This window comes from Candidatus Sulfotelmatobacter sp., assembly GCA_035504415.1.
GTDB lineage: Bacteria > Vulcanimicrobiota > Vulcanimicrobiia > Vulcanimicrobiales > Vulcanimicrobiaceae > Vulcanimicrobium.
This window is the reverse complement of sequence record DATJRY010000021.1, coordinates 360,433-378,357: the sequence shown is the minus strand read 5'-3', so window position 1 is coordinate 378,357 and position 17,925 is coordinate 360,433. Positions and strand designations below refer to the sequence as shown.

The 17,925-nt window shown below is 71.8% G+C and carries 19 protein-coding genes; 6 read left to right on the top strand and 13 right to left on the bottom strand.

Annotation, left to right across the window (positions count from 1 at the left end; all coding sequences use genetic code 11):
* Window positions 1–21: 21 nt before the first annotated feature.
* Entirely contained in the window at window positions 22–807 is a 786-nt protein-coding gene (locus VMD91_19640) for a M48 family metalloprotease (protein HTW86295.1), read from the top strand.
* A 3-nt stretch (window positions 808–810) separates the two neighbouring features.
* Here the strand turns inward: VMD91_19640 and VMD91_19635 are convergent, their stop codons facing one another.
* Genes VMD91_19635 through VMD91_19615 form a run of 5 tightly spaced genes read right to left on the bottom strand, consistent with a single transcriptional unit; the run spans window position 811 to window position 6,110 of the window.
* Window positions 811–2,031, bottom strand: coding sequence for a methyltransferase domain-containing protein (locus VMD91_19635; protein HTW86294.1), 1,221 nt, complete (start codon window positions 2,029–2,031; stop codon window positions 811–813).
* Window positions 2,032–2,035: 4 nt separating this feature from the next.
* Entirely contained in the window at window positions 2,036–3,037 is a 1,002-nt protein-coding gene (locus VMD91_19630; protein ID HTW86293.1) for a zinc-binding alcohol dehydrogenase family protein, read from the bottom strand.
* The gene (locus VMD91_19625; protein HTW86292.1) at window positions 3,037–4,137 is read right to left on the bottom strand and encodes an SDR family NAD(P)-dependent oxidoreductase; all 1,101 of its coding nucleotides are present in this window, start codon (window positions 4,135–4,137) and stop codon (window positions 3,037–3,039) included. The genes VMD91_19630 and VMD91_19625 overlap by 1 nt, the downstream gene beginning before the upstream one ends.
* Window positions 4,134–4,913 carry an aldolase/citrate lyase family protein gene (locus VMD91_19620; GenBank protein HTW86291.1) on the bottom strand — a complete coding sequence of 260 codons (780 nt, stop codon included), beginning with the start codon at window positions 4,911–4,913 and terminating at the stop codon, window positions 4,134–4,136. The genes VMD91_19625 and VMD91_19620 overlap by 4 nt, the downstream gene beginning before the upstream one ends.
* A 9-nt stretch (window positions 4,914–4,922) precedes the next feature.
* Window positions 4,923–6,110 carry a hypothetical protein gene (locus VMD91_19615; protein ID HTW86290.1) on the bottom strand — a complete coding sequence of 396 codons (1,188 nt, stop codon included), beginning with the start codon at window positions 6,108–6,110 and terminating at the stop codon, window positions 4,923–4,925.
* Window positions 6,111–6,318: 208 nt separating this feature from the next.
* On the opposite strand from VMD91_19615, the gene VMD91_19610 reads away from it, so the two are divergent.
* From VMD91_19610 to VMD91_19595, 4 genes are all read left to right on the top strand, one after another.
* On the top strand, window positions 6,319–6,777 hold the full coding sequence (locus VMD91_19610) for a hypothetical protein (protein ID HTW86289.1): 459 nt from the start codon (window positions 6,319–6,321) through the stop codon (window positions 6,775–6,777).
* A 96-nt stretch (window positions 6,778–6,873) separates the two neighbouring features.
* A complete protein-coding gene (gene purE / locus VMD91_19605) occupies window positions 6,874–7,353 on the top strand; it encodes a 5-(carboxyamino)imidazole ribonucleotide mutase (GenBank protein HTW86288.1) in 480 nt (159 codons plus the stop codon).
* A complete protein-coding gene (gene purK / locus VMD91_19600; GenBank protein HTW86287.1) occupies window positions 7,350–8,495 on the top strand; it encodes a 5-(carboxyamino)imidazole ribonucleotide synthase in 1,146 nt (381 codons plus the stop codon). The genes purE and purK overlap by 4 nt, the downstream gene beginning before the upstream one ends.
* Entirely contained in the window at window positions 8,492–9,127 is a 636-nt protein-coding gene (locus VMD91_19595; protein ID HTW86286.1) for a hypothetical protein, read from the top strand. Before purK ends, VMD91_19595 begins: the two co-directional genes overlap by 4 nt.
* A gap of 21 nt (window positions 9,128–9,148) precedes the next feature.
* On the opposite strand, the gene VMD91_19590 is transcribed toward VMD91_19595, so the two are convergent.
* Complete coding sequence (locus VMD91_19590; protein HTW86285.1) at window positions 9,149–9,748, bottom strand: TetR/AcrR family transcriptional regulator; 600 nt, start codon at window positions 9,746–9,748, stop codon at window positions 9,149–9,151.
* Complete coding sequence (locus tag VMD91_19585; GenBank protein ID HTW86284.1) at window positions 9,745–10,947, bottom strand: MFS transporter; 1,203 nt, start codon at window positions 10,945–10,947, stop codon at window positions 9,745–9,747. Before VMD91_19585 ends, VMD91_19590 begins: the two co-directional genes overlap by 4 nt.
* 127 nt (window positions 10,948–11,074) lie before the next feature.
* Here VMD91_19585 and VMD91_19580 point away from each other — a divergent pair, with 127 nt between their 5' ends.
* Window positions 11,075–11,758 (top strand): Crp/Fnr family transcriptional regulator, encoded by a 684-nt coding sequence (locus tag VMD91_19580; protein HTW86283.1) that lies wholly within the window; start codon window positions 11,075–11,077, stop codon window positions 11,756–11,758.
* On the opposite strand, the gene VMD91_19575 is transcribed toward VMD91_19580, so the two are convergent.
* The 6 genes from VMD91_19575 to VMD91_19550 all read right to left on the bottom strand — a co-directional run bounded on the left by VMD91_19575 (window position 11,755) and on the right by VMD91_19550 (window position 17,910).
* The gene (locus VMD91_19575; protein ID HTW86282.1) at window positions 11,755–12,096 is read right to left on the bottom strand and encodes a hypothetical protein; all 342 of its coding nucleotides are present in this window, start codon (window positions 12,094–12,096) and stop codon (window positions 11,755–11,757) included. The genes VMD91_19580 and VMD91_19575 overlap by 4 nt on opposite strands.
* Entirely contained in the window at window positions 12,096–13,238 is a 1,143-nt protein-coding gene (locus VMD91_19570) for a glycosyltransferase family 4 protein (protein HTW86281.1), read from the bottom strand. The genes VMD91_19575 and VMD91_19570 overlap by 1 nt, the downstream gene beginning before the upstream one ends.
* The gene (locus VMD91_19565) at window positions 13,231–14,430 is read right to left on the bottom strand and encodes an amidohydrolase family protein (protein HTW86280.1); all 1,200 of its coding nucleotides are present in this window, start codon (window positions 14,428–14,430) and stop codon (window positions 13,231–13,233) included. Before VMD91_19565 ends, VMD91_19570 begins: the two co-directional genes overlap by 8 nt.
* A 62-nt stretch (window positions 14,431–14,492) precedes the next feature.
* Window positions 14,493–15,290 carry a hypothetical protein gene (locus VMD91_19560; protein HTW86279.1) on the bottom strand — a complete coding sequence of 266 codons (798 nt, stop codon included), beginning with the start codon at window positions 15,288–15,290 and terminating at the stop codon, window positions 14,493–14,495.
* A 2-nt stretch (window positions 15,291–15,292) separates the two neighbouring features.
* Window positions 15,293–17,176, bottom strand: coding sequence for an acetyl-CoA carboxylase biotin carboxylase subunit (locus VMD91_19555; GenBank protein HTW86278.1), 1,884 nt, complete (start codon window positions 17,174–17,176; stop codon window positions 15,293–15,295).
* Window positions 17,173–17,910 (bottom strand): enoyl-CoA hydratase-related protein, encoded by a 738-nt coding sequence (locus VMD91_19550; GenBank protein HTW86277.1) that lies wholly within the window; start codon window positions 17,908–17,910, stop codon window positions 17,173–17,175. The genes VMD91_19555 and VMD91_19550 overlap by 4 nt, the downstream gene beginning before the upstream one ends.
* Window positions 17,911–17,925: the final 15 nt, after the last annotated feature.

Sequence of the window (17,925 nt, the reverse complement as noted above, 5' to 3'; positions counted from 1 at the left end):
CCCCTTCCGCGAGGTTCGCTCGTGCATCGCAGTGCGTTCATCCGAAGCCTGATCGCGACCGTCGGCGTCACGCAGCTCGCGCACGTCCTGCCCGCGCTCGCTGCGCTCGACGAGGCGGAAGTCGGGCGCGAGACCTTCGCGCAACTGCGCGATGACGGCGACCTGCTGTTCGACTCGTCGTTCTACGAGCACCTGAACGAGGTCGGCTCGGTCATCGCCGAGACGGTCCGCTCGCGGTACCCGTATCCGATTCGCTACTACATCGTGCGCGGCGATTCGGCCAACGCCTTCTCGGTCCCCGGCGGGAACATCTACGTGAACGAGCCGCTGCTCCGGCTGGCCAGGAACAAGGACGAGCTGGCCGGGGTGCTGGCGCACGAGGCCGGTCACATGGTGCTCCACCACGTCGCCAAACGGATGGCGGCGCTGCAGGCGAAGAGCACGGTCGCGACGCTCGGCTCGATCCTGGCGAACGTCTTGCTCGGGCCGCTGGGCGGCGCCGCCGTCGACTACGGGTCGCAGTACGCCGTCGCCGGCTCGGACGCCGCCCAATCGCGGCACATCGAGTCCCAGGCCGACGAGGAGGGCGCGCGCATCCTGGCCGCGACCAACCAGTTCAATCCGTGGGGCATGGTGTGGTTCTTCCAAATCATGACCGCGACGTACGGCAAGGGCGAAGCGTCCTGGCTGCGCAATCATCCGCTCGACCAGCAACGCATCGACGATCTCATCCGCGAGTTCCACGACGACCCCGCGACGTTCGGCAAGTACAAAGACACCCAGCAGCGCGACGTCGCGTACTGGTAGCGCTCAGCGCCAACTGACCAACACGGTCGACGAGGGCTGCTCGACGATGCGTGCGCGCGGATCGCGCGCGAGCGTCGGCCGCGCGGCGCCGCGGTCGCGCGGGATGACCATGACCTGCAGCTCGGCGTTGCCCGGACGTCCGGCGTCGTCCCACGCGATCAGCTGCGCCTGTAGCCGCGCGGTCGCGCCGTCGTCGGGGCCGTAGCGGCGCACGACCACCGCGCCGCTCACGTTCGCGAAGACGGCCAGCTCGCGCCCGAGCGCGACGCCCAGCGTCGAGGCGCGTCCGCTCGGTGCGTCGGCGTCGGGGATCGTGTTGGGAACGCGCGTCGCGCTCGCCTCGTCGAGCGCGGTCAACCGCGCGAAGCGTTCCTCGTGCAGCGCCAGCCACAGCGCGAAGCCGTCCCACAGCGTCTCGGCCACCAGCGGACGCGCCGGCGCGACGTCGACGAACGCCGACGCGAACGCGCGCGCGATGGCCCGCACGTCGACGGTGCTGCGATCGCTCACGCGCACGATCACGTTCGGGTCGTCGAGCGCGATCGCGCCGGTCTCGGCCCAGGCGGACGGACCGCGCAGCGTCATGAACGCGCCGTCGAGCGTGGCGCGGCTCTCGAGCCGATCGCCGACCCGCTCGAACGCGACGATCTTTTGCAGCGAGCGAATCGCGAACGGGGCGACGAGCCGGCCGCCTTCGCGCAGCTGGCCGCTCCACGCGGCCGGGAGATCAGCCACGCCGACCGTCGCCTCGATCGCGTCGAACGGCGCATCGTCGAGATCCCCCAGCGCCCCGTCGCCCGCGATGACGCACACGCTTGCCGCGCCCAGCGCCCGCAGCCGTTCGCGCGCGGCGGCCACCAGATCGCCCTCGAGGTCGATGCTGACGACGGTGCCGTCCGGCGCGACCAAGGCGGCCAGCAGCGCCGCGTTGTAGCCGCTGCCGGTGCCGATCTCCAGCACCCGCTCGCCGGGCTTCGGTTGCAGCAGCTCGAGCATCTCGGCCATCATGGCCGGCTGCGAGGACGAGCTGATCGCGATGCCGCCTTCGTGCCGCAGCGCGATCGCCTGATCGGTGTAGACCGTCTCGAGCGGAAGGTCGGGGAGAAAGTGATGGCGGGGGACGCGCCGGAAGGCGGCGGCGATGCGTTGGCTGCGAATCGTGCCGCGGTCGACGAGGTTGCGTACCAGCGCGGCGTTGGCCGCCGCACCGATCTCTTCGCGCATCGCCTCAGGGGACGACCACCGCGGCACCGTCGACGGCGTCGGAGCGGATCGCGGCGATCGCGTCGGCCGCGCGCTCGAGCGGGAACGCCGTCGCGTGCGGGCGTACGCCGACCGCGGTCGCGATCTCCAAGAACGTCGTCGCGTCCTCGCGCGTCATGTTTGCGACCGAGCGCAGCTGCCGTTCGCCCCACAGCAGCGAATCGTAGTCGAAGGCCGGCATCTGGTCGAGGTGGATCGCGTTGATCGCGACGACGCCGCCCTTGCGCAGCGAGCGCAGCGCCGCCAGCACGACGGCGCCGGCCGGCGCGAAGGTCACCGCCCGGTCGAGCGCGACCGGCGGGACGTCGGTCGCGTCGCCGACCCACGCCGCACCCAGCGAGCGCGCGAAGACGCGATGCTCCTCGCCGCGCGTGGCGACGTAGACCGCGCAGCCCCACGCCTGCAGGATCGGCACCATCAGATGCGCCGAGGCGCCGAACCCGAACAGCCCGACGCGCTCGCCGCGCAGCACCTCGGCGACGCGCAGCGCGCGGAAGCCGATGATCCCCGCGCACAGCAGCGGCGCGGCGACGACGTCGTCGAGCGCCGGGTCGAGCGGATAGGTGAAGTCCGCGCGCGCGACCGCGTACTCGGCATAGCCGCCGTCGACGTCGTAGCCGGTGAAGCGCAGCGTGTCGCACAGGTTCTCTTCGTCGCGCAGGCAGAACGGACAGGTGCCGTCGGTCGAGGCGATCCACGAGACGCCGACCCGCATCCCGAGCGGTCGCTCCGCGGTGGCGCCGTCCACGACCTCGCCGACGAGCTGATGGCCCGGCACGATCGGGTCGCGGTGCGGCGGCAGCTCGCCGTCGATGATGTGCAAATCGGTGCGGCAGACGCCGCACGCGCGCACGCGCAGCAACACCTGGCCGGGGCCGGGGACCGGCAGCGGTCGCTCTTCGAGGCGTACGGCGCCGCGCGCGCCGGCGTCGTGCACGATCGCGCGCATGCGCGGCGGCAGCGCCATCAGTCGGGTGCCGCGCGCAGCACGCGGTAGTGCTCGCCTTCGCGCGCCAAAAATCCGGCGTCGGCCAGCGCTTCGAGCACCTCGACCGTCGCCGCGCGCTCGTTCTTGTTCGGCATCCCCGCCCACGCCAGCGCGACCTCGTGCGGATCGAGCACCGCGTCGGCGCGCAGCAGCCCGCGCACGAACGGCTCGCCCATCCGCACGCGTTCCATGCGCCGGCGGACCGGATCGAGCGCGGCGTCGAACGGCTCCGCCGGCTGCTCTTCCGGCGCGGGCGGAGTCGGTTGCGGCAACGCTTCCGACGTGCTCGCCGCGACGGTCGGCGTCGTCGCCGCCTGCGTGCCGGTCAGCGCCGGCATTCGTTCGAGCAGCAGGTCCGTCAGGCGCGGGAAGCTCGCGGCCAGCGCGACGGCCATGGTCTGCCACGGGGCGACGTTCAGCTCGCGGGGGCGAGTGCGGACGGCGAGCAGCATCTTGCGCGCGACGGTCTCGGGCGCGACGAGCATCCGCGGCGGCGCGCCCGGCATCCCGGCGCGGGTCATGAACGCTGTGTCGACCGCGCCGGGATCGACGTAGGTCACCGCGACGCCGCGCGGCCGCAGCTCGCGGCGCACGATCGTCGCGGCCGACCGCAGCGCCGCCTTCGAGGGCGGGTACGCGCCCATGCCGCCGATCGGCACGCGTGCGACGCCGCTGCCGACCAGGAAGACGTGGCCGCCGCGCGCCTGCAGGTCGGGCAGCGCTTCGCGCACCAGCGCGACCGGCCCGATCACGTGCAGGCCGAACTGTCCTTGCAGCGCCGCGTCGCTCTGCGCCGACAGCTCGCCAACCGCCGCCGCGCCGGCGTTCGCGACCAGCAGCTCGATCGGACCGAAGGCGCGGTGCGCCAGCGCGACGACGGCCGCCGCGCTGTGCGGGTCGGCCAGGTCGAACGCGCCGACCTCGATCTCGCCGCCTTCGGCGCGCACGCGGTTGGCGAGCGTGGTGAGCGCGATCTGGTTGCGTCCGATCGCGACGACCTGATAGCCGGCGCGCGCGGCCAGCAGCACCAGCGCGTTGCCGATCCCCGACGAAGCGCCGGTGATCAGCGCGACGTTCATCCCGTTCCGCGCCGCGCCGCCTCGAGCTCGCGCTTCGCGGTCCCCATCAGGTAGTTGATGTCGCTCGAGACGCCGACGAAATCGTAGCCGGCGGCGGCCATCTCGCCGGCCATCGCGCCGTCACGCGCGAGGATGCCGGCGTGCTTGCCGGCCGCGCGCGCGACCTGCGCGACGTGCGCGATCTTCTTCATGTAGACCTCGTCGCGCTTCCAGACGTCCGGCCAGCGCTTGCCGCCCGACGCGGCGAGGTCGTTCGGGCCCAGGAACACGCCGTCGACGCCCGGGACGGCGGCGATCGCCGCACAGTTCTCGACGGCTTCCTCCGTCTCGATCTGCACGTAGACCAGCACTTCGTCGTTGGCCCGTTCGCTGTAGGTGTTGCCGTCGGTGCCGAAGGCGAGGTTGGCGCGCACCGCGCCGCGGCTGCGCTCGCCCAGGGGCGGGAAGCGGGCGTCGCGCACGACCCGCCGCGCGTCGTCGGCGGTGTTGACGACCGGGACGACGATCCCCGAACAGCCCAGGTCGAGCACGCGCTGGATCTGCGCCGGTTCGTTCCAGGCCGGCCGCACGAACGGCGTCACGCCGGCCGCGCGCAGCGCGGTCACCATCGTCGCCGCGACCTGCAAGGGAATCGGCCCGTGTTCCATGTCGATCAAGAGCCAATCGAAGCCCGCGCTGGCCATCGCTTCGGCCGCCAGCGGCTCGGCCAGCATCAGCCACGCGCCGTGGACGGTCTCGCCGGCGTCGAGCCGGCGTTTGAGGGTATTCTCGCGCACCGCTTCGGCTTACCGCATCGCACCGCGCCGTTCCTCGACGCGCGTGAGGTACACCCGATATGCCTCGCCGGTCGCCTGCGGCAGCGCGGCGTAGTAGGTTCGCTCGTCGAGGACGGGGCGGTCGGCGACCGGCGGTGCGACGCTGCGGCGCTCGCGCGCGAACGCGGCGAGCGCGTCGGCGACCGGCTTCGTGCTGCCGTCGCTGCGGATGATCCCGAAGGCGCGCTCGTGCGGCGCGCGATCGAACGGCGGCTCGTCGCGCAGCGCGTCGGCGTAGTCGGCCCAGCACCACCACCAGCCGCCCAGGTAGCCGTCGGCGTGCAGCCGGTCGAGCACGCGCGTGCAGTACGTCGCCATCTCGTCTTCGTCGAGGCACGCGAGCGGCAGCGTCGTGCCGGCTTGACACGCGGGGTTGCCGAACTCGGTGAAGAGCACGGGCTTGCCGCTGAAGTTCGAGGCGAGCGCCGCCAAGAACGGCACCACCTCGGGATCGAGGCGATCGCGCGCGAACGCGCTGTAGACGCTGTACCCGTGCATCGTGGCGTACGGATACGACGAGCACAGCGAGGAGAGGCGCAGGGCGCGGTCGAGGGTCAGGTCCTCGCCGTGCGTCCCGGCGGTGGACGGAATGCCCGACGTCGCCTCGAGCGCGTCGACGAGCACGCGGCTCCACGTTGCCGCGGCGTCGGCCGACGTCGGCTCGCGCAGGTTGCTGAACTCGTTGCCCAGGTCCCACGCCGTCACGGCCGGATGCGCGCGCAGACGCTCGCCGACCGCGCGCGCGAAACGCACCTGCGCTTCGAGCAATGGACCGGGCAGGTAGAAGTCGCCGATCCCGTTCGGCGACTCGCCCCGTTCGGTGATCGTGCGAAAGCGGGCGGTGGTCGTGGCCGGGTCGAGCGACCACGACGGCAGCCAGTTGACGCCGCTCATGTGGCCGCAGGACAGCGTCGGCATCGCTTGGAGTCCCGCTTGCGCGACCAGGTCGGCGAACGTCTCCAGCCGCGTGAGCATCGTCCGGTCGAGCGTCCGCGGCTCGGGCTGGAAGTCGGCCCAGCGCAGGAAGAACCGGACCGAGTCGAGCCCCAGCTCGGCGATGCGCGCCAGGTCCTCGCGGATCTCGCCCGCGTCGAAACGCCGCCACATCGCCATCGCGCTGCGCCGCGGCCAGTAGTTGATCCCGAGCGAAAACCTCATCGCTTGACACCGCTCGCTTTGCCGGTGTAGAAAAGGACACCGACATCCATCTGCTCGCCACGCGGCGAGCAGTCATCGATCAACGGATCGCGTGTCGTCGGGAAACACGGGTGTGGAACGTATCGGGTGTGCATTTATCACGACCTTGCGCGCTGTTCTTTCCTCATGTGCGGCTCGACGAACACATTCTTTTTCGGGAGAAAGCACCATGAAGAACAGCATTCGATTCCTGGCTGCGGCCTTCGTCGCGTTCGGCTTCGCCGCTACCGCGATTGTGCCCGCATCCGCGCAAACCGGTCGAACCCAGACCGTCACGCGCTATCTGTACGGGCTCAACCAGACGGGCAGCCGCAACCCCGCCAAAGACCCGGCTTGCAGGGCGAAGTTCGGCCACCTGCTGGGCATGACGGCGACGACGACCTACAACATCGATCCGAAGACCCTGATGGAGCGCGCCGAGGTCCAGTTCATGGGGAAGGTCTACAACCTTCACCCGTTAGGGCTCTCCAGCAGTTATAGCTTCGGGGTGTACTTCAAGCCGCCGAGCCAGCCGCTGAACGCCTACGGCGTCCTCTACTCCATCAGCAAGCAGTTCACGAACCCGTCCAACACGTTCATCCTGGTCCTCGATCCGACGACGAACTGCGCGCTGAGCAGCAAGCCCTAGCGCGGCGGGCGCGAACGGCCGGCGGCTCGGGCGGGCGACGCCCGGCCGCCGGCTCACGAGCATGGAACCACGCGGAACCGCGCGAACGGCGGTACCGTGAACGGAGCGCCTCGCGTCGGCATTATCATGGGCTCGAAGTCGGACCTGGAGACGATGCGGGCGGCCGCGACCACCCTGCAGGAGCTGGGCGTCCCCTTCGAGCTCAAGGTCGTCTCGGCGCACCGCACGCCCGACCTGATGTTCCGCTATGCGAGCGAAGCGGCCGGGCGCGGTCTGCAGGTCATCATCGCGGGCGCCGGCGGCGCCGCGCACCTGCCGGGGATGGTCGCGACCAAGACCGATCTGCCGGTCGTCGGCGTGCCGGTCGAGTCGAAGGCGCTCAAGGGCCTCGACTCGCTGCTCTCGATCGCGCAGATGCCGGCCGGCGTGCCGGTCGCGACGATGGCGATCGGCGGCGCCGCCAACGCGGCGCTCTTCGCCGCGCGCATCCTCGCGCTGCACGACCCGGCGCTCGCGCAACGGTTGGCGGAGCGCCGCGAACGCGTCGCGGCCGAGGTCGAGGCGACCGCGCTGTGATCCGTACGATCGGCATCCTCGGCGGCGGCCAATTGGGCCGCATGCTGACGCTGGAAGCGAAGCGGATGGGCTTGCGCGTCGTCACGCTCGAGCCGTTTCCCGATTCGCCGACCGGTCAGGTCGCCGACGAGCAGATCGTCGCCGCCTACGACGATTTGCGCGCGATCGGCGAGCTGGGCGCGCGCAGCGACGTGGTGACCTACGAGTTCGAGAACATCCCGCTCGAGTCGGTGCTGGCACTCGAAGCCGACCGTCGCATCGTGCACCCGGGCTCGACGGCACTGCGCATCACGCAAGAGCGCATCTTCGAGAAGACCTTCGTGCGCGAGTGCGGGATCCCGACGGCGGACTTCGCCCCGGTGCGCACGCGCGAAGAGCTGGACTGGGCCGCCACCGAGATCGGCTATCCCGGCGTGCTCAAGACGACGCTGGGCGGCTACGACGGCAAAGGTCAGTGGGTCGTGCGCTCGCCCGAGGAGGCCGCGCGGGCGTGGACCCAGGCGAAGGGACGCGCGCTGATCTGGGAGCGGCTGATCCCGTTCGATCGCGAGCTCTCGATCATCGCGGTGCGCAACGAAGCCGGCCAGATCGTCGCCTTCCCGACCTCCGAGAACCAGCACGACCACGGCGTGCTGGCGACGACGATCGTGCCGGGCCGGATCGACCCGGCCATCGCCGCGCGCGCGCGCGCCTACGCCACCACGATCGCCGAGCGGCTCGAGATCGTCGGCACGTTCTGCGTCGAGTTCTTCCAGCTGGGCGACGAGTTGCTCGTCAACGAGATCGCGCCGCGCGTCCACAACAGCGGCCACTACTCGCTCGACGCCACGCAAGTCAGCCAGTACGACCTGCACGTGCGCGCGATCTGCGGTCTGCCGCTGGTCGAGCCGCGCCAGTTCGCGCCGGCGGTGATGGTCAACATCCTGGGTGCGGGCGCCGGCGACACGCTGGGCGGCATCGACGAGCTGTTGCGCGAGCGCGACCTCAAGCTGCACCTCTACGGCAAGGCGCACGCGGCGCTGCGCCGCAAGATGGGCCACTTCACCGTCCTGGGCGAGACCGTCGACGATGCGCTGGCCAAGGCCGAGCGCGGACGAAACGTGTTGCACTGGGTCGACGACCGCGCCGCCGCGCTGCGATGAGCGTCGAGCCGAACGACGCCGAGACGGCTGCGCTGCGCAAAGGCCTGCGCCTCGATCTGATCATCGCGATCTGTGCGCTGGTGATGTCGACGGCCGCGACCGGCGTGGCCTGGTGGCAGACCCAGGTGATCCAGCAGGAGCTCAACGCGCAGGTGTGGCCCTACGTCTCGGTCTCCTCCGATCTGCACCCGCCCGAGGTCGCGCTGGCGCTGACCAACAACGGCCTGGGTCCGGCCGTGCTGCAAAGCGTCGTCGTGACCGTCGACGGCGTTTCGAAGCCCGACTTCGTCGCCGTCCTGCATGCCTTGCTGGGCGATCACATCATTCAGCGTGCCGGCCGCACCCACGGCACCGTCGGCGTGGATTTCGCGTCGGGCGGACCGGGGATGGTGCTGCGGCCGGGCGTGAGCATGCGCATGATGCACTTCCAAAGCGCGCTGTTCGCGCCCACGTTGGCGCGCGCGTTGAGCCGCATGAACGTGCGGACGTGCTATTGCGCGATCGTGCCCGGTGAGTGCTGGGTCGCCGACACGGCGACCGAGAAGGGGCCGCAGCGCGTCCCCGATTGTCCGGTCATCCCGACCGACGTGCTGCACGGCAACCTGACCTCGGTCCTGGACCGCACGTTCTGAGCGCGCGAGCCCGCGCGCGCGTCAGACCGCGGCGACCGCGCGCCGGAAGAAGCGCACCAGCGCAACGGTGAGACGCTTGCGGTCGACGGGCTCGCTGCCGGCGATCGTGTCGTCGACCGCACCGTGCAGGGCGTGGAAGAGCATCAGCGCGGTCTGGCGCGGCGTCTCGGCCGACCACGCGCCGGCTCTCGCGCCCTCGCGCAGCAGCGCGGCGAGGTCGTCGACGACCGGAAAGTCGCCGTGGTGATCGAGCACGCGCGCTCCTCCCGTATGGAACACGACGTCGTGCAGCGCGGCCCGCTCGAGGTAGTCGGTGACCGCGACCTCGACCCAGGTGCGCAGCCGGCCGGCCCAGTCGTCCGGCTTCCGGCGCGCGACGGCGGAGGCGAGCGTCACGCGGAACGCGGTCGCGTACCGGTCGCGCAACGCCGGCAGCAGCGCTTCCTTGGCGTCGAAGTACAGGTAGAACGTGCCCTTCGCGACGCCCGCGTCGGCGACGATCTCCTCGACGCTGGTCGCGGCGACGCCGTGCGCGACGAAGCGCCGTTCGGCCGCGTCGAGCAGCTCCTCACGCCGCACCGCCGCCGGCTTGGTGCGCGGGCGCTTCACTTCGGCGCTCATTCGAGCCGGTCGACGGCGCGCAGGCCGGGGAAGAGCCGCATCCACAGCAGCGCGACCGCGATCGTGCCGACGCCGCCCAGCGCCGCGGCCGGCATCGCGCCGAGCAGCGCCGCGGTGACGCCGCTCTCGAACTGGCCGAGCTGGTTGGAGGCGTTGACGAACAGGTAGTGGACGGCGCCGACGCGGCCGCGCATCGCGTCCGGCGTTCCGAGTTGCACCAGCGCCGAGCGCACCACGACGCTCACCGCGTCGGCCGCACCGAGCGCCGCCAGCGCCAGCACCGAGAGCCACAGCAGGTGCGAGACGGCGAACACGACCGTCGCCGCCCCGAACGCGATCACGGCCCAGAACATCTTGCGCCCGGCACGGCGCGCGATCCCGTGACGGGCGAGCAGTGCGGCCGTCACCAGCGCGCCGATCGCCGGCGCGCTGCGCAAGAGGCCGAGGCCCCACGGCCCGGTGTGCAGCACGTCGCGTGCGTAGATCGGGAGCAGCGCGGTGACGCCGCCGAACAGCACCGCGAACAGGTCGAGCGAGATGGTCCCCAAGATCGCGGGGCTGCGGCGCACGAACGCGACGCCCGCGAACATCTCGCGCGGTGAGCTGGCTTCGCGCACGGTGATCGGCCGCTCGAGCCGGATGGTGAGGTCGAGCACCGCCGCGACCAGCGAGAAGAGGGCGATCAGCGCGTACGGCACGCCGGGCGAGAGCGCGTAGGCCAGCCCGCCCACCGCGGGTCCGGCGATGGAGGCGACCTCGCCGGCGCCGTTGACGGTCGCCGCCGCGCGCTGGAAGATCCCCGCCGGCGTCACACCGGTCAGCAGCGCGGCGTCGGCGGGGCTCTCGAACGACCAGGCGACGCCGAGCACGACGACCGCGGCGAAGAGATCCGGCACGCGCAGCCGGCCCGCTAAGCTGCCCCAGGCGAGGTATGCCGCGGCGAGGCCCTGCACGACGCGGCAGATCGCGACGACGCGCCGGCGGTCGTAGCGGTCCGCCGTGTGGCCGGCCACGAACACCAGCAGCGCCGAAGGGACGAACTGGGTCAGGCCGATCAGCCCGAGCGCCAACGCGCTGCGGGTGAGCGCGTAGACCTGCCACCCGACCGCGACGCCGGCCATCTGGTAGGCGAACTCCGAGACGGTACGGGCCGCGAAGTACCGCACGAAGGGCTGGTGACCGGAAAGCCGGATCGCCATGGGCTCCGCTATACTGACTGACCGCCGGTCAGTTGTCAAATCGTGAACATGTGGTCCGGGTCGCCCATGGCCGGCCGCGGCCGGTGGCGAAGGGAACCGCCCGACGAGAGTGGTGGGGACGTTCCGGATGGTCCGTGAGAACAAGGTCTGGTATCTGCGCCGGAGCCGGCTCTTCGAGCGGGTGGGCGAGGACGTGCTCTCGGGCTGCAACCACCTCTTCACCATCCTCGAGCGCGGACGGCGAACGATGCTCTTCGAGCAAGGCGATCCGGCCGGCACCGTCTACTTCCTCAAGCGCGGTCGCGTGCGGCTCTCGCGCGTCACCGCCGACGGGAAGGAAGTGACGATCGCGATCCTGGGCCAGGGCGACGTCTTCGGCGAGGAAGCGCTGTTCGGCGAGACCGAGCGCAAGACGATCGCGACCGTCATCGAGGACGCGCTGGTGTGCACCTCGCGCGCGCAAGACCTGTTCGGGCTGATCGCGACGCAGCCGGCGATCGCGCTCAACATGGCGCGCTATCTGCACGAGCAGCGCGACGAGGCGATCTCGACGATCGAGGACCTGGCGGCGCTCAAGGTGCCGGATCGCATCGTGCGCCTGTTCCAACGCCTGGCCGACGAGCACGGCGTGCGCGAACAGAACGGCAACGTGCGCATCACGCTCAAGCTCACCCACGCCGACATCGCCTCGCTGGTCGGCTCGACGCGCGAGACGGTCTCGGTCGAGGTCGGCAAGCTGCGCGACGCCGGCCGGTTGACGATGGCCGGGGCCGAGTTCGTCGTCCTCCAGGCGGCGGCGATCGGCGCTTAGTGGGGGCGGCGGAAGAGCCGCGCCACCAACCCGCGCAGCTCGAGCGAGGCGCGGCAGAACGCGACCTCGAGCGCCGGCAGCGCGTTCGCCAGCGGTTCGCCCGCCCCGAGCACGTGCGCGTCGTAGCCGCCGGCGGCGAGCCGTTCGCCCAACGCAGCGTCGTCGACGGCGACCATGACCAGGCGCGGCGGCAGCGCGCACGCGTCCGCCAAGCGCGCGGGGTCCAGCGTCGCGGCATCGAGGACGTGGACCGGAATGTTGACGCGCGCGAGCGCGGCGAGGGTCGCGCGGTCGGCCTCGTCGAGCGGCCGCCGCAGGGAGACGACGAACGCGAACATCAGCGGCTGCGCGGCTTGGGCGGGAGGTCGGTAAACGCCTGCGGCCGGTCCCACCAGTCGTGGGCGCGCCAGCGCAGCTGTTCGTCGGTCGGGGGCGGCGGCAGGCACAAGCGCAGCGCCTCGGCGTAGGCGGCGAGATAGCGCTCCGTCATCCGCTCGAGCGAGAAGGTCGCCTCGACGTGCGCGCGGCACGCGCGGCGCGAGAGCGTCGCCAGGTCCGGCACGCGCGCGACGGCTTGCGCGACGTCGTCGCACAGATAGCCGGTCACGCCGTCGACGACGATCTCGGGGATCGAGCCCATGCGCGCGCCCAGCACCGGCGTGCCGCACGCCATCGCCTCGATCAGCGTCAGACCGAAGCGTTCCGGCCGCGTCGTCAGGTGCACCAGCGCCAGCGCGCCGCCGACCAGCTCGTCGCGCGCGGCGCCTTGCACGTGGCCGAGGTACTGCACCGCGTCGCCGTCGATGTACGGCGCGACCTGCTCGCGAAAGTATGCCTCGTCGTGCGGAATGCCGGCCATCTTCAGACGCACGCCCGCGCGGCGGGCGACCTCGATCGCCAGGTGCGCGCCCTTCTCGGGGTGGAAGCGCGCGAAGAACAGCAGATAGTCGCCGGGGTGCTCGCGAAACGTCCACGCGTTGGGGTCGACGCCGTTGTAGGTCGTCGCCAGGTACGCCAGGCCCGGGTCGCGATCGGCGTCGCTGATCGAACAGTAGAACGAGCGCGCCGCGCCGGCGTAGTACGCGCCCAAGATCGGCGGCGAGGAGAAGCCGTGCACGGTCGTGAGCAGCGGCGGCGCGTCGGTCGCCAGCGCGTAGAGCAGCGGCTTCCAATCCAAGTTGTTGTGGATCAGATCGAACTCGCGCGCGCGCGCGAACAGCGAGGCGATGTGCAACTCGACGCTGACCTCGCCGTTGAGCGCCGGGTCTTCGTTGAGTCCGACGGGGATCACGGATGCGAGCTTGCCGGGGCTGCGCGAGTTGCCGGTCGCGAACAGCGTGACGTCCAGTCCCCGCGCGACCATGCCGCGGGCGATGTCGGAGGCGACCTGCTCCCACGGGCCGTAGCCGGGCGGCGGCGCCGGCCAGCTGATCGGCGCGAGGATCGCGACGCGCAGTCCGGCCAGACTGCCGTCAGGCACGCTGGTGAACGATCGCGCCCGCCTTGATCACGGCCTGCGGGTCGCGCAGCGCGCGCACGTCGGTGCCGGCGTCGCCCGCCAGCAGCAGTACGTCGGCCGGGCGTCCGGTGTCGAGCACGCCGGCCTCGACGCCGAGCAGCTCGCCCGCGCTCTGCGTCGCCGCGTGCAGCGCCTCGAGCGGCGCCATGCCAAGCACGCGCACCATCAGCTCGACTTCGTAGGCGTAGTTCTGATGGAAGTTGTACGGCGTCCCGGCGTCGGAGCCGCCGGCGATGCGCACGCCGGCCCGCCAGGCGCGGCGCACGTTCTCGCCGGCGCGCTCGTTGAGCTCGAGCGCCTTGCGCACGACGAAGTCCGGCTGCGTCCCGTTCTGCGCGTTCTCGACGATGCAGGTCACCGCCGCCAGCGTCGGCACCAGGCGCGTTCCGCGTTCGAGGAACAGCGCGATCGCCTCGTCGTCGAGCAGGTGCCCGTGCTCGATCGAGTCGACGCCGGCGCGCAGCGCGTTCTTGATTCCGCTGGTGCCGATCGCGTGCGCGCCGACGCGCATCCCGTGCGTGTGCGCCTCGTCGACGGCCGCGCGCATCTCGTCCTCGGTCAGCTGGTCCTGTCCCGGCACGGCGCCCTTGGTGAGCACGCCGCCGGTCGCGATCAGCTTGATGACGCCGGCGCCCGCTTTGCGCTGCTCGCGCACGGCCTTGCGCGCGTCCCACGGGCCGTCGGTCTCGCGGCCCATGAAGAACCCGTGCCCGCCGGTCATGCACAGCGCGCGGCCGGCGGGAATGATGGTCGGGCCGGGGTGCTCGCCCTTTTCGACCGCGTCGCGTACCGCGATCGCGGTGCCGTCGGCCGCGCCCAGGTCGCGCACGGTGGTGACGCCGGCCTGCAGCGCCAACCGCGCGTTCTGCGCGGCGTAGAGCGCGCGCTGCAGCGGCGTGCGCAAGACGATCACCGAGGCCAGGTCGGGCTCGCCGTTGGCCTCCAGGTGCGCGTGCGCGTTGATCAGCCCCGGGACGACGCAGGCCGCCTCCAGCGTGCGGTCGGCCGGGACGGGGCCGTCGTTCGGCCGGATGGCGGTGATCCGGTCGCCTTCGACCAGCAGCGTCACGTTGCGCCGCGCGGCGGCCGGCGTGCCGTCGCAGAACGAACCGGTGCGAATGGCGAGGGAAGACGGAGGCCGGGTGGTGCTCACCCGACCCCGTGTTCCCGCTGGACGGCCCGGTTACTTGTCGCCGTCGACCGGGATGCGACTCATCAAGCGGTCGTGATCTGGGTCTCCACCGGCTCGCCGCGCAAGAACTTCGCGATCTGCGCGACGCACGTCGGCCACACCGCGTCGTCGTGCCGGAAGCGGCGGAAGATCGTCGCGAACAGGTTCGACGCCGCGCCGAGGTTGAGGTGGTTGGCGGCGTCGCCGTCGAGCGTCGTGCACGTCAGCGCACCGTCGAGCGACGCGGACTCGATCATGACGACGCCGTCGCTCTGCAAGCCGTACTTCGGCATCCGGCCGGCCAGGTGCAGCACGCGGTGGCCCTCGGGCGCGACCCACGGCTCGCGATCGAGCTTCCAGCGCTGCTTGCGGGCGTTGTCGGGATCGGGCACCCAGCAGCCGCCGGTCCCGTTCAGCCAGGTCACGAACGGCGAGGCGACGTCGAGGTCGGCCAAGACGTGGGTGGGGACGCGCGCGATGCGCAGCGTGCCGACGGCGTAGTTGGTGATGAGGCCGCCGTTGGGCGCCGCGATCTGCACCGTCGCCGCGATCTCGTGCGCGCGATGCGGATACGCGCGTAAGAAGCCGCGGTTGACCAGGCCGCCCATGCTGTAGCCCACCGTCGCGACCGGAAACGCCTCGTCGCCCTCGCGGGTGCGCAGCGCGTCGAGAAACGCCGCGAAGCGATCGATCCGCTCGCGCAGCGGGTCGTCGCCGTCGACCGGAAAGATCGAGCAGTCGAAGCCATAGGCGGCCAGCCCGTCGATCCCGTGCCGCCCCTCGTCGAAGGTGCGCATCAGCGCCGCCGCCTCGTTCCAGCCGGGAATCAGGATGACGCGCACGGCTACGCGCCGATGGTGACCAGCAGCGCGCCGCTGGCGACCAGGTCGCCGGGTTTGACGCGGACCTCGCCGACGGTGCCCGCGATCGGGGCCTCGATGCGGTGCTCCATCTTCATCGCCTCGAGCACGATCAGCAGCGCGCGCTGCTCGACGTGGGCGCCGGGCTCAGCCGCCACGCTGACGATCTTGCCCGGCATGGGCGCGGTCACCTCACCGGAGCCGGCGGCGTGCGCGCCGTGGTCGGCCGACGCGCTCGGCGGCGCCAGCCACGTCCAGCGCACGATGCTGCCGTTCAGCGCGACGGTGCCGCCGGTCTGCGTCGCGGTCGCGTCGCAGCCGTTGGCCTCGATCGTCGCGATCAGGTCGCCGCTCAGCCGCCAGCGCGTCCCGTCGAAGGTCGCGTGGGCGCGGACCGGGTCGCCGTCGATCGCGTATGCCAGCGGTACGCCGACGCCGCCGAGCCGCCAGTCGCCGGCGCGCGCGAGCAGTGCCGCGGCGACGCGCAGCTTGGCGGCCTCGGTGGCGCGCGGGATGCCCAGGTGGTACGTCGGCATCCGCTCGTCGAGGAAGCGCGTCGTCGTCTCGCCGGCGCGATAGCGCTCGTCGCCGACGATCGCGCGCAGCAGCGGCAGGTTCGTGGCCACGCCCGCGACGTCGGTCTCGCGCAGGGTCACGGCCAGGCGCGCGACGGCGGCGTCGCGGTCGGCGCCCCACACGATGATCTTGGCCAGCAGCGAGTCGTAGAAGACCGGCACCTCGTTGCCGGCGGCGAAGCCGCTGTCGAGCCGCACGCCGGGGCCGCGCGGGACTTCGAAGGTCGCGATCGTACCGGCTTGCGGCAGGAAGTCGTGCGCGGGATCCTCGGCGTTGAGGCGCGCTTCGATCGCCCAGCCGCGCGGCACGAGATCGGCTTGGGTGAAGCGCAAGCGTTCGCCGCCGGCGATGCGCAGCTGCTCGTGCACGAGGTCGACGCCGTACACCAGCTCCGTCACCGGGTGCTCGACCTGCAGGCGCGCGTTCATCTCCAGGAAGTAGAACGCGCCGTCGGCGTCGAGCATGAACTCGGCCGTGCCGGCGTTGGTGTAGCCGACGCTGCGCGCGGCTTCGACGGCGGCCTGACCCATGTGCGCGCGCAGGCCGGGATCGAGCGCGACGCTCGGCGCCTCCTCGATGACCTTCTGGTGACGGCGCTGGATCGAGCACTCCCGCTCGCCCAGGTGCACGGTCGCGCCGTAGGCGTCGGCCAGGATCTGGAACTCGACGTGTCGCGGGCGCGTCAGGTACCGCTCGAGCAGCACCGCGTCGTCGCCGAAGGCCGCCTTGGCTTCGCGGCGCGCGCTCGCCAGCGCCTCGTCGAAGTCGGCAAGGTTCTCGACCACCCGCATCCCGCGTCCGCCGCCGCCCGCCGACGCCTTAATGAGCAGCGGCGTGCCGATGCGCGTTGCGTGCTCGCGCAGCACCGCATCGCGCTGGTCGTCGCCGTCGTAGCCGGGAACGACCGGGACGCCCGCCGCGCGCACGCGGCGCTTGGCGTCGATCTTCGAGCCCATCGCCGCGATCGCGTCCGGCGTCGGCCCCACGAACGTCAGCCCCGCGTCGACGACCAGCTGGGCAAACGAGGCGCGCTCGGAGAGGAAGCCGTACCCGGGATGGATCGCGTCGGCGCCCAGCGTTTTCGCGGCGGCGACGATCCGCTCGCCGTCGAGATACGATTCGCCGGCCGGACCGCGGCCGATGCGCAGCGTGGCGTCCATCGACGAGCGGAACAGCGCGTGCGCGTCGGCGTCGGAGTAGACGCCGACCGGCACGATGCCGAGCTCGCGCGCGCCGCGCGCGATGCGGATCGCGATCTCGCCACGGTTGGCGATCAGCAGACGGCGGATCACGGCGCGATCCACCCCGCCGGCCGCCGCTCGAGGAAGGCGCGCAGCCCGTCCTGTCCTTCGGCGCTGGTGCGGCGGCGCGCGATCGCGCGCGCGGTCAGCGTGCGGCTCCCGTCGTAGCTGGCCGCCAGCACCTGCGGGATCAGTCCCTTCGCGGCGGCCACCGCTTCGGGTCCGGCGCTCTCGAGCTCGCTCGCGATCGCGTCGACCGTCCCGTCCAGCGCGTCGCCCGGCACGACTTCGTGCACCAGGCCGATCGCCTGCGCGGTCCGCGCGTCGAAACGTTCGCCGCTCAAGAAGTACCGGCGCGCGTTGCCGGCACCGATCTTCGCCAGCACGAACGGCGAGATGACGGCCGGGATGATGCCGAGCTTGGTCTCGGTGAAGCCGAAGATCGCTTCGGCGTCGGTGACGACCGCGTCGCCCACCGCGCACAGCCCGGCGCCGCCGCCCAGGGCCGCGCCGTGCGCGCGCACGATCACGCCTTTCGGGCAGCGGTCGATCGCGCGGTACATGTCGGACATCGCCTCGGCGTCGTGGACGTTGTCGTCCTCGGAGAGATCGAGCGACGCGCGCATCCAGTTGACGTCGGCGCCCCCGCAGAAGACCTTGCCCTCGCCTTCCAGGATCACGACGCGAACGTGCGGCTCCACGGCGAGGGCGAGAAACGTGTCGCGCAGCTCCGCGATCAGCGCGGCGTTGAAGGCGTTGCGCACGTCGGGGCGGGCCAGCGTCACGCGGACGCGCCTCGC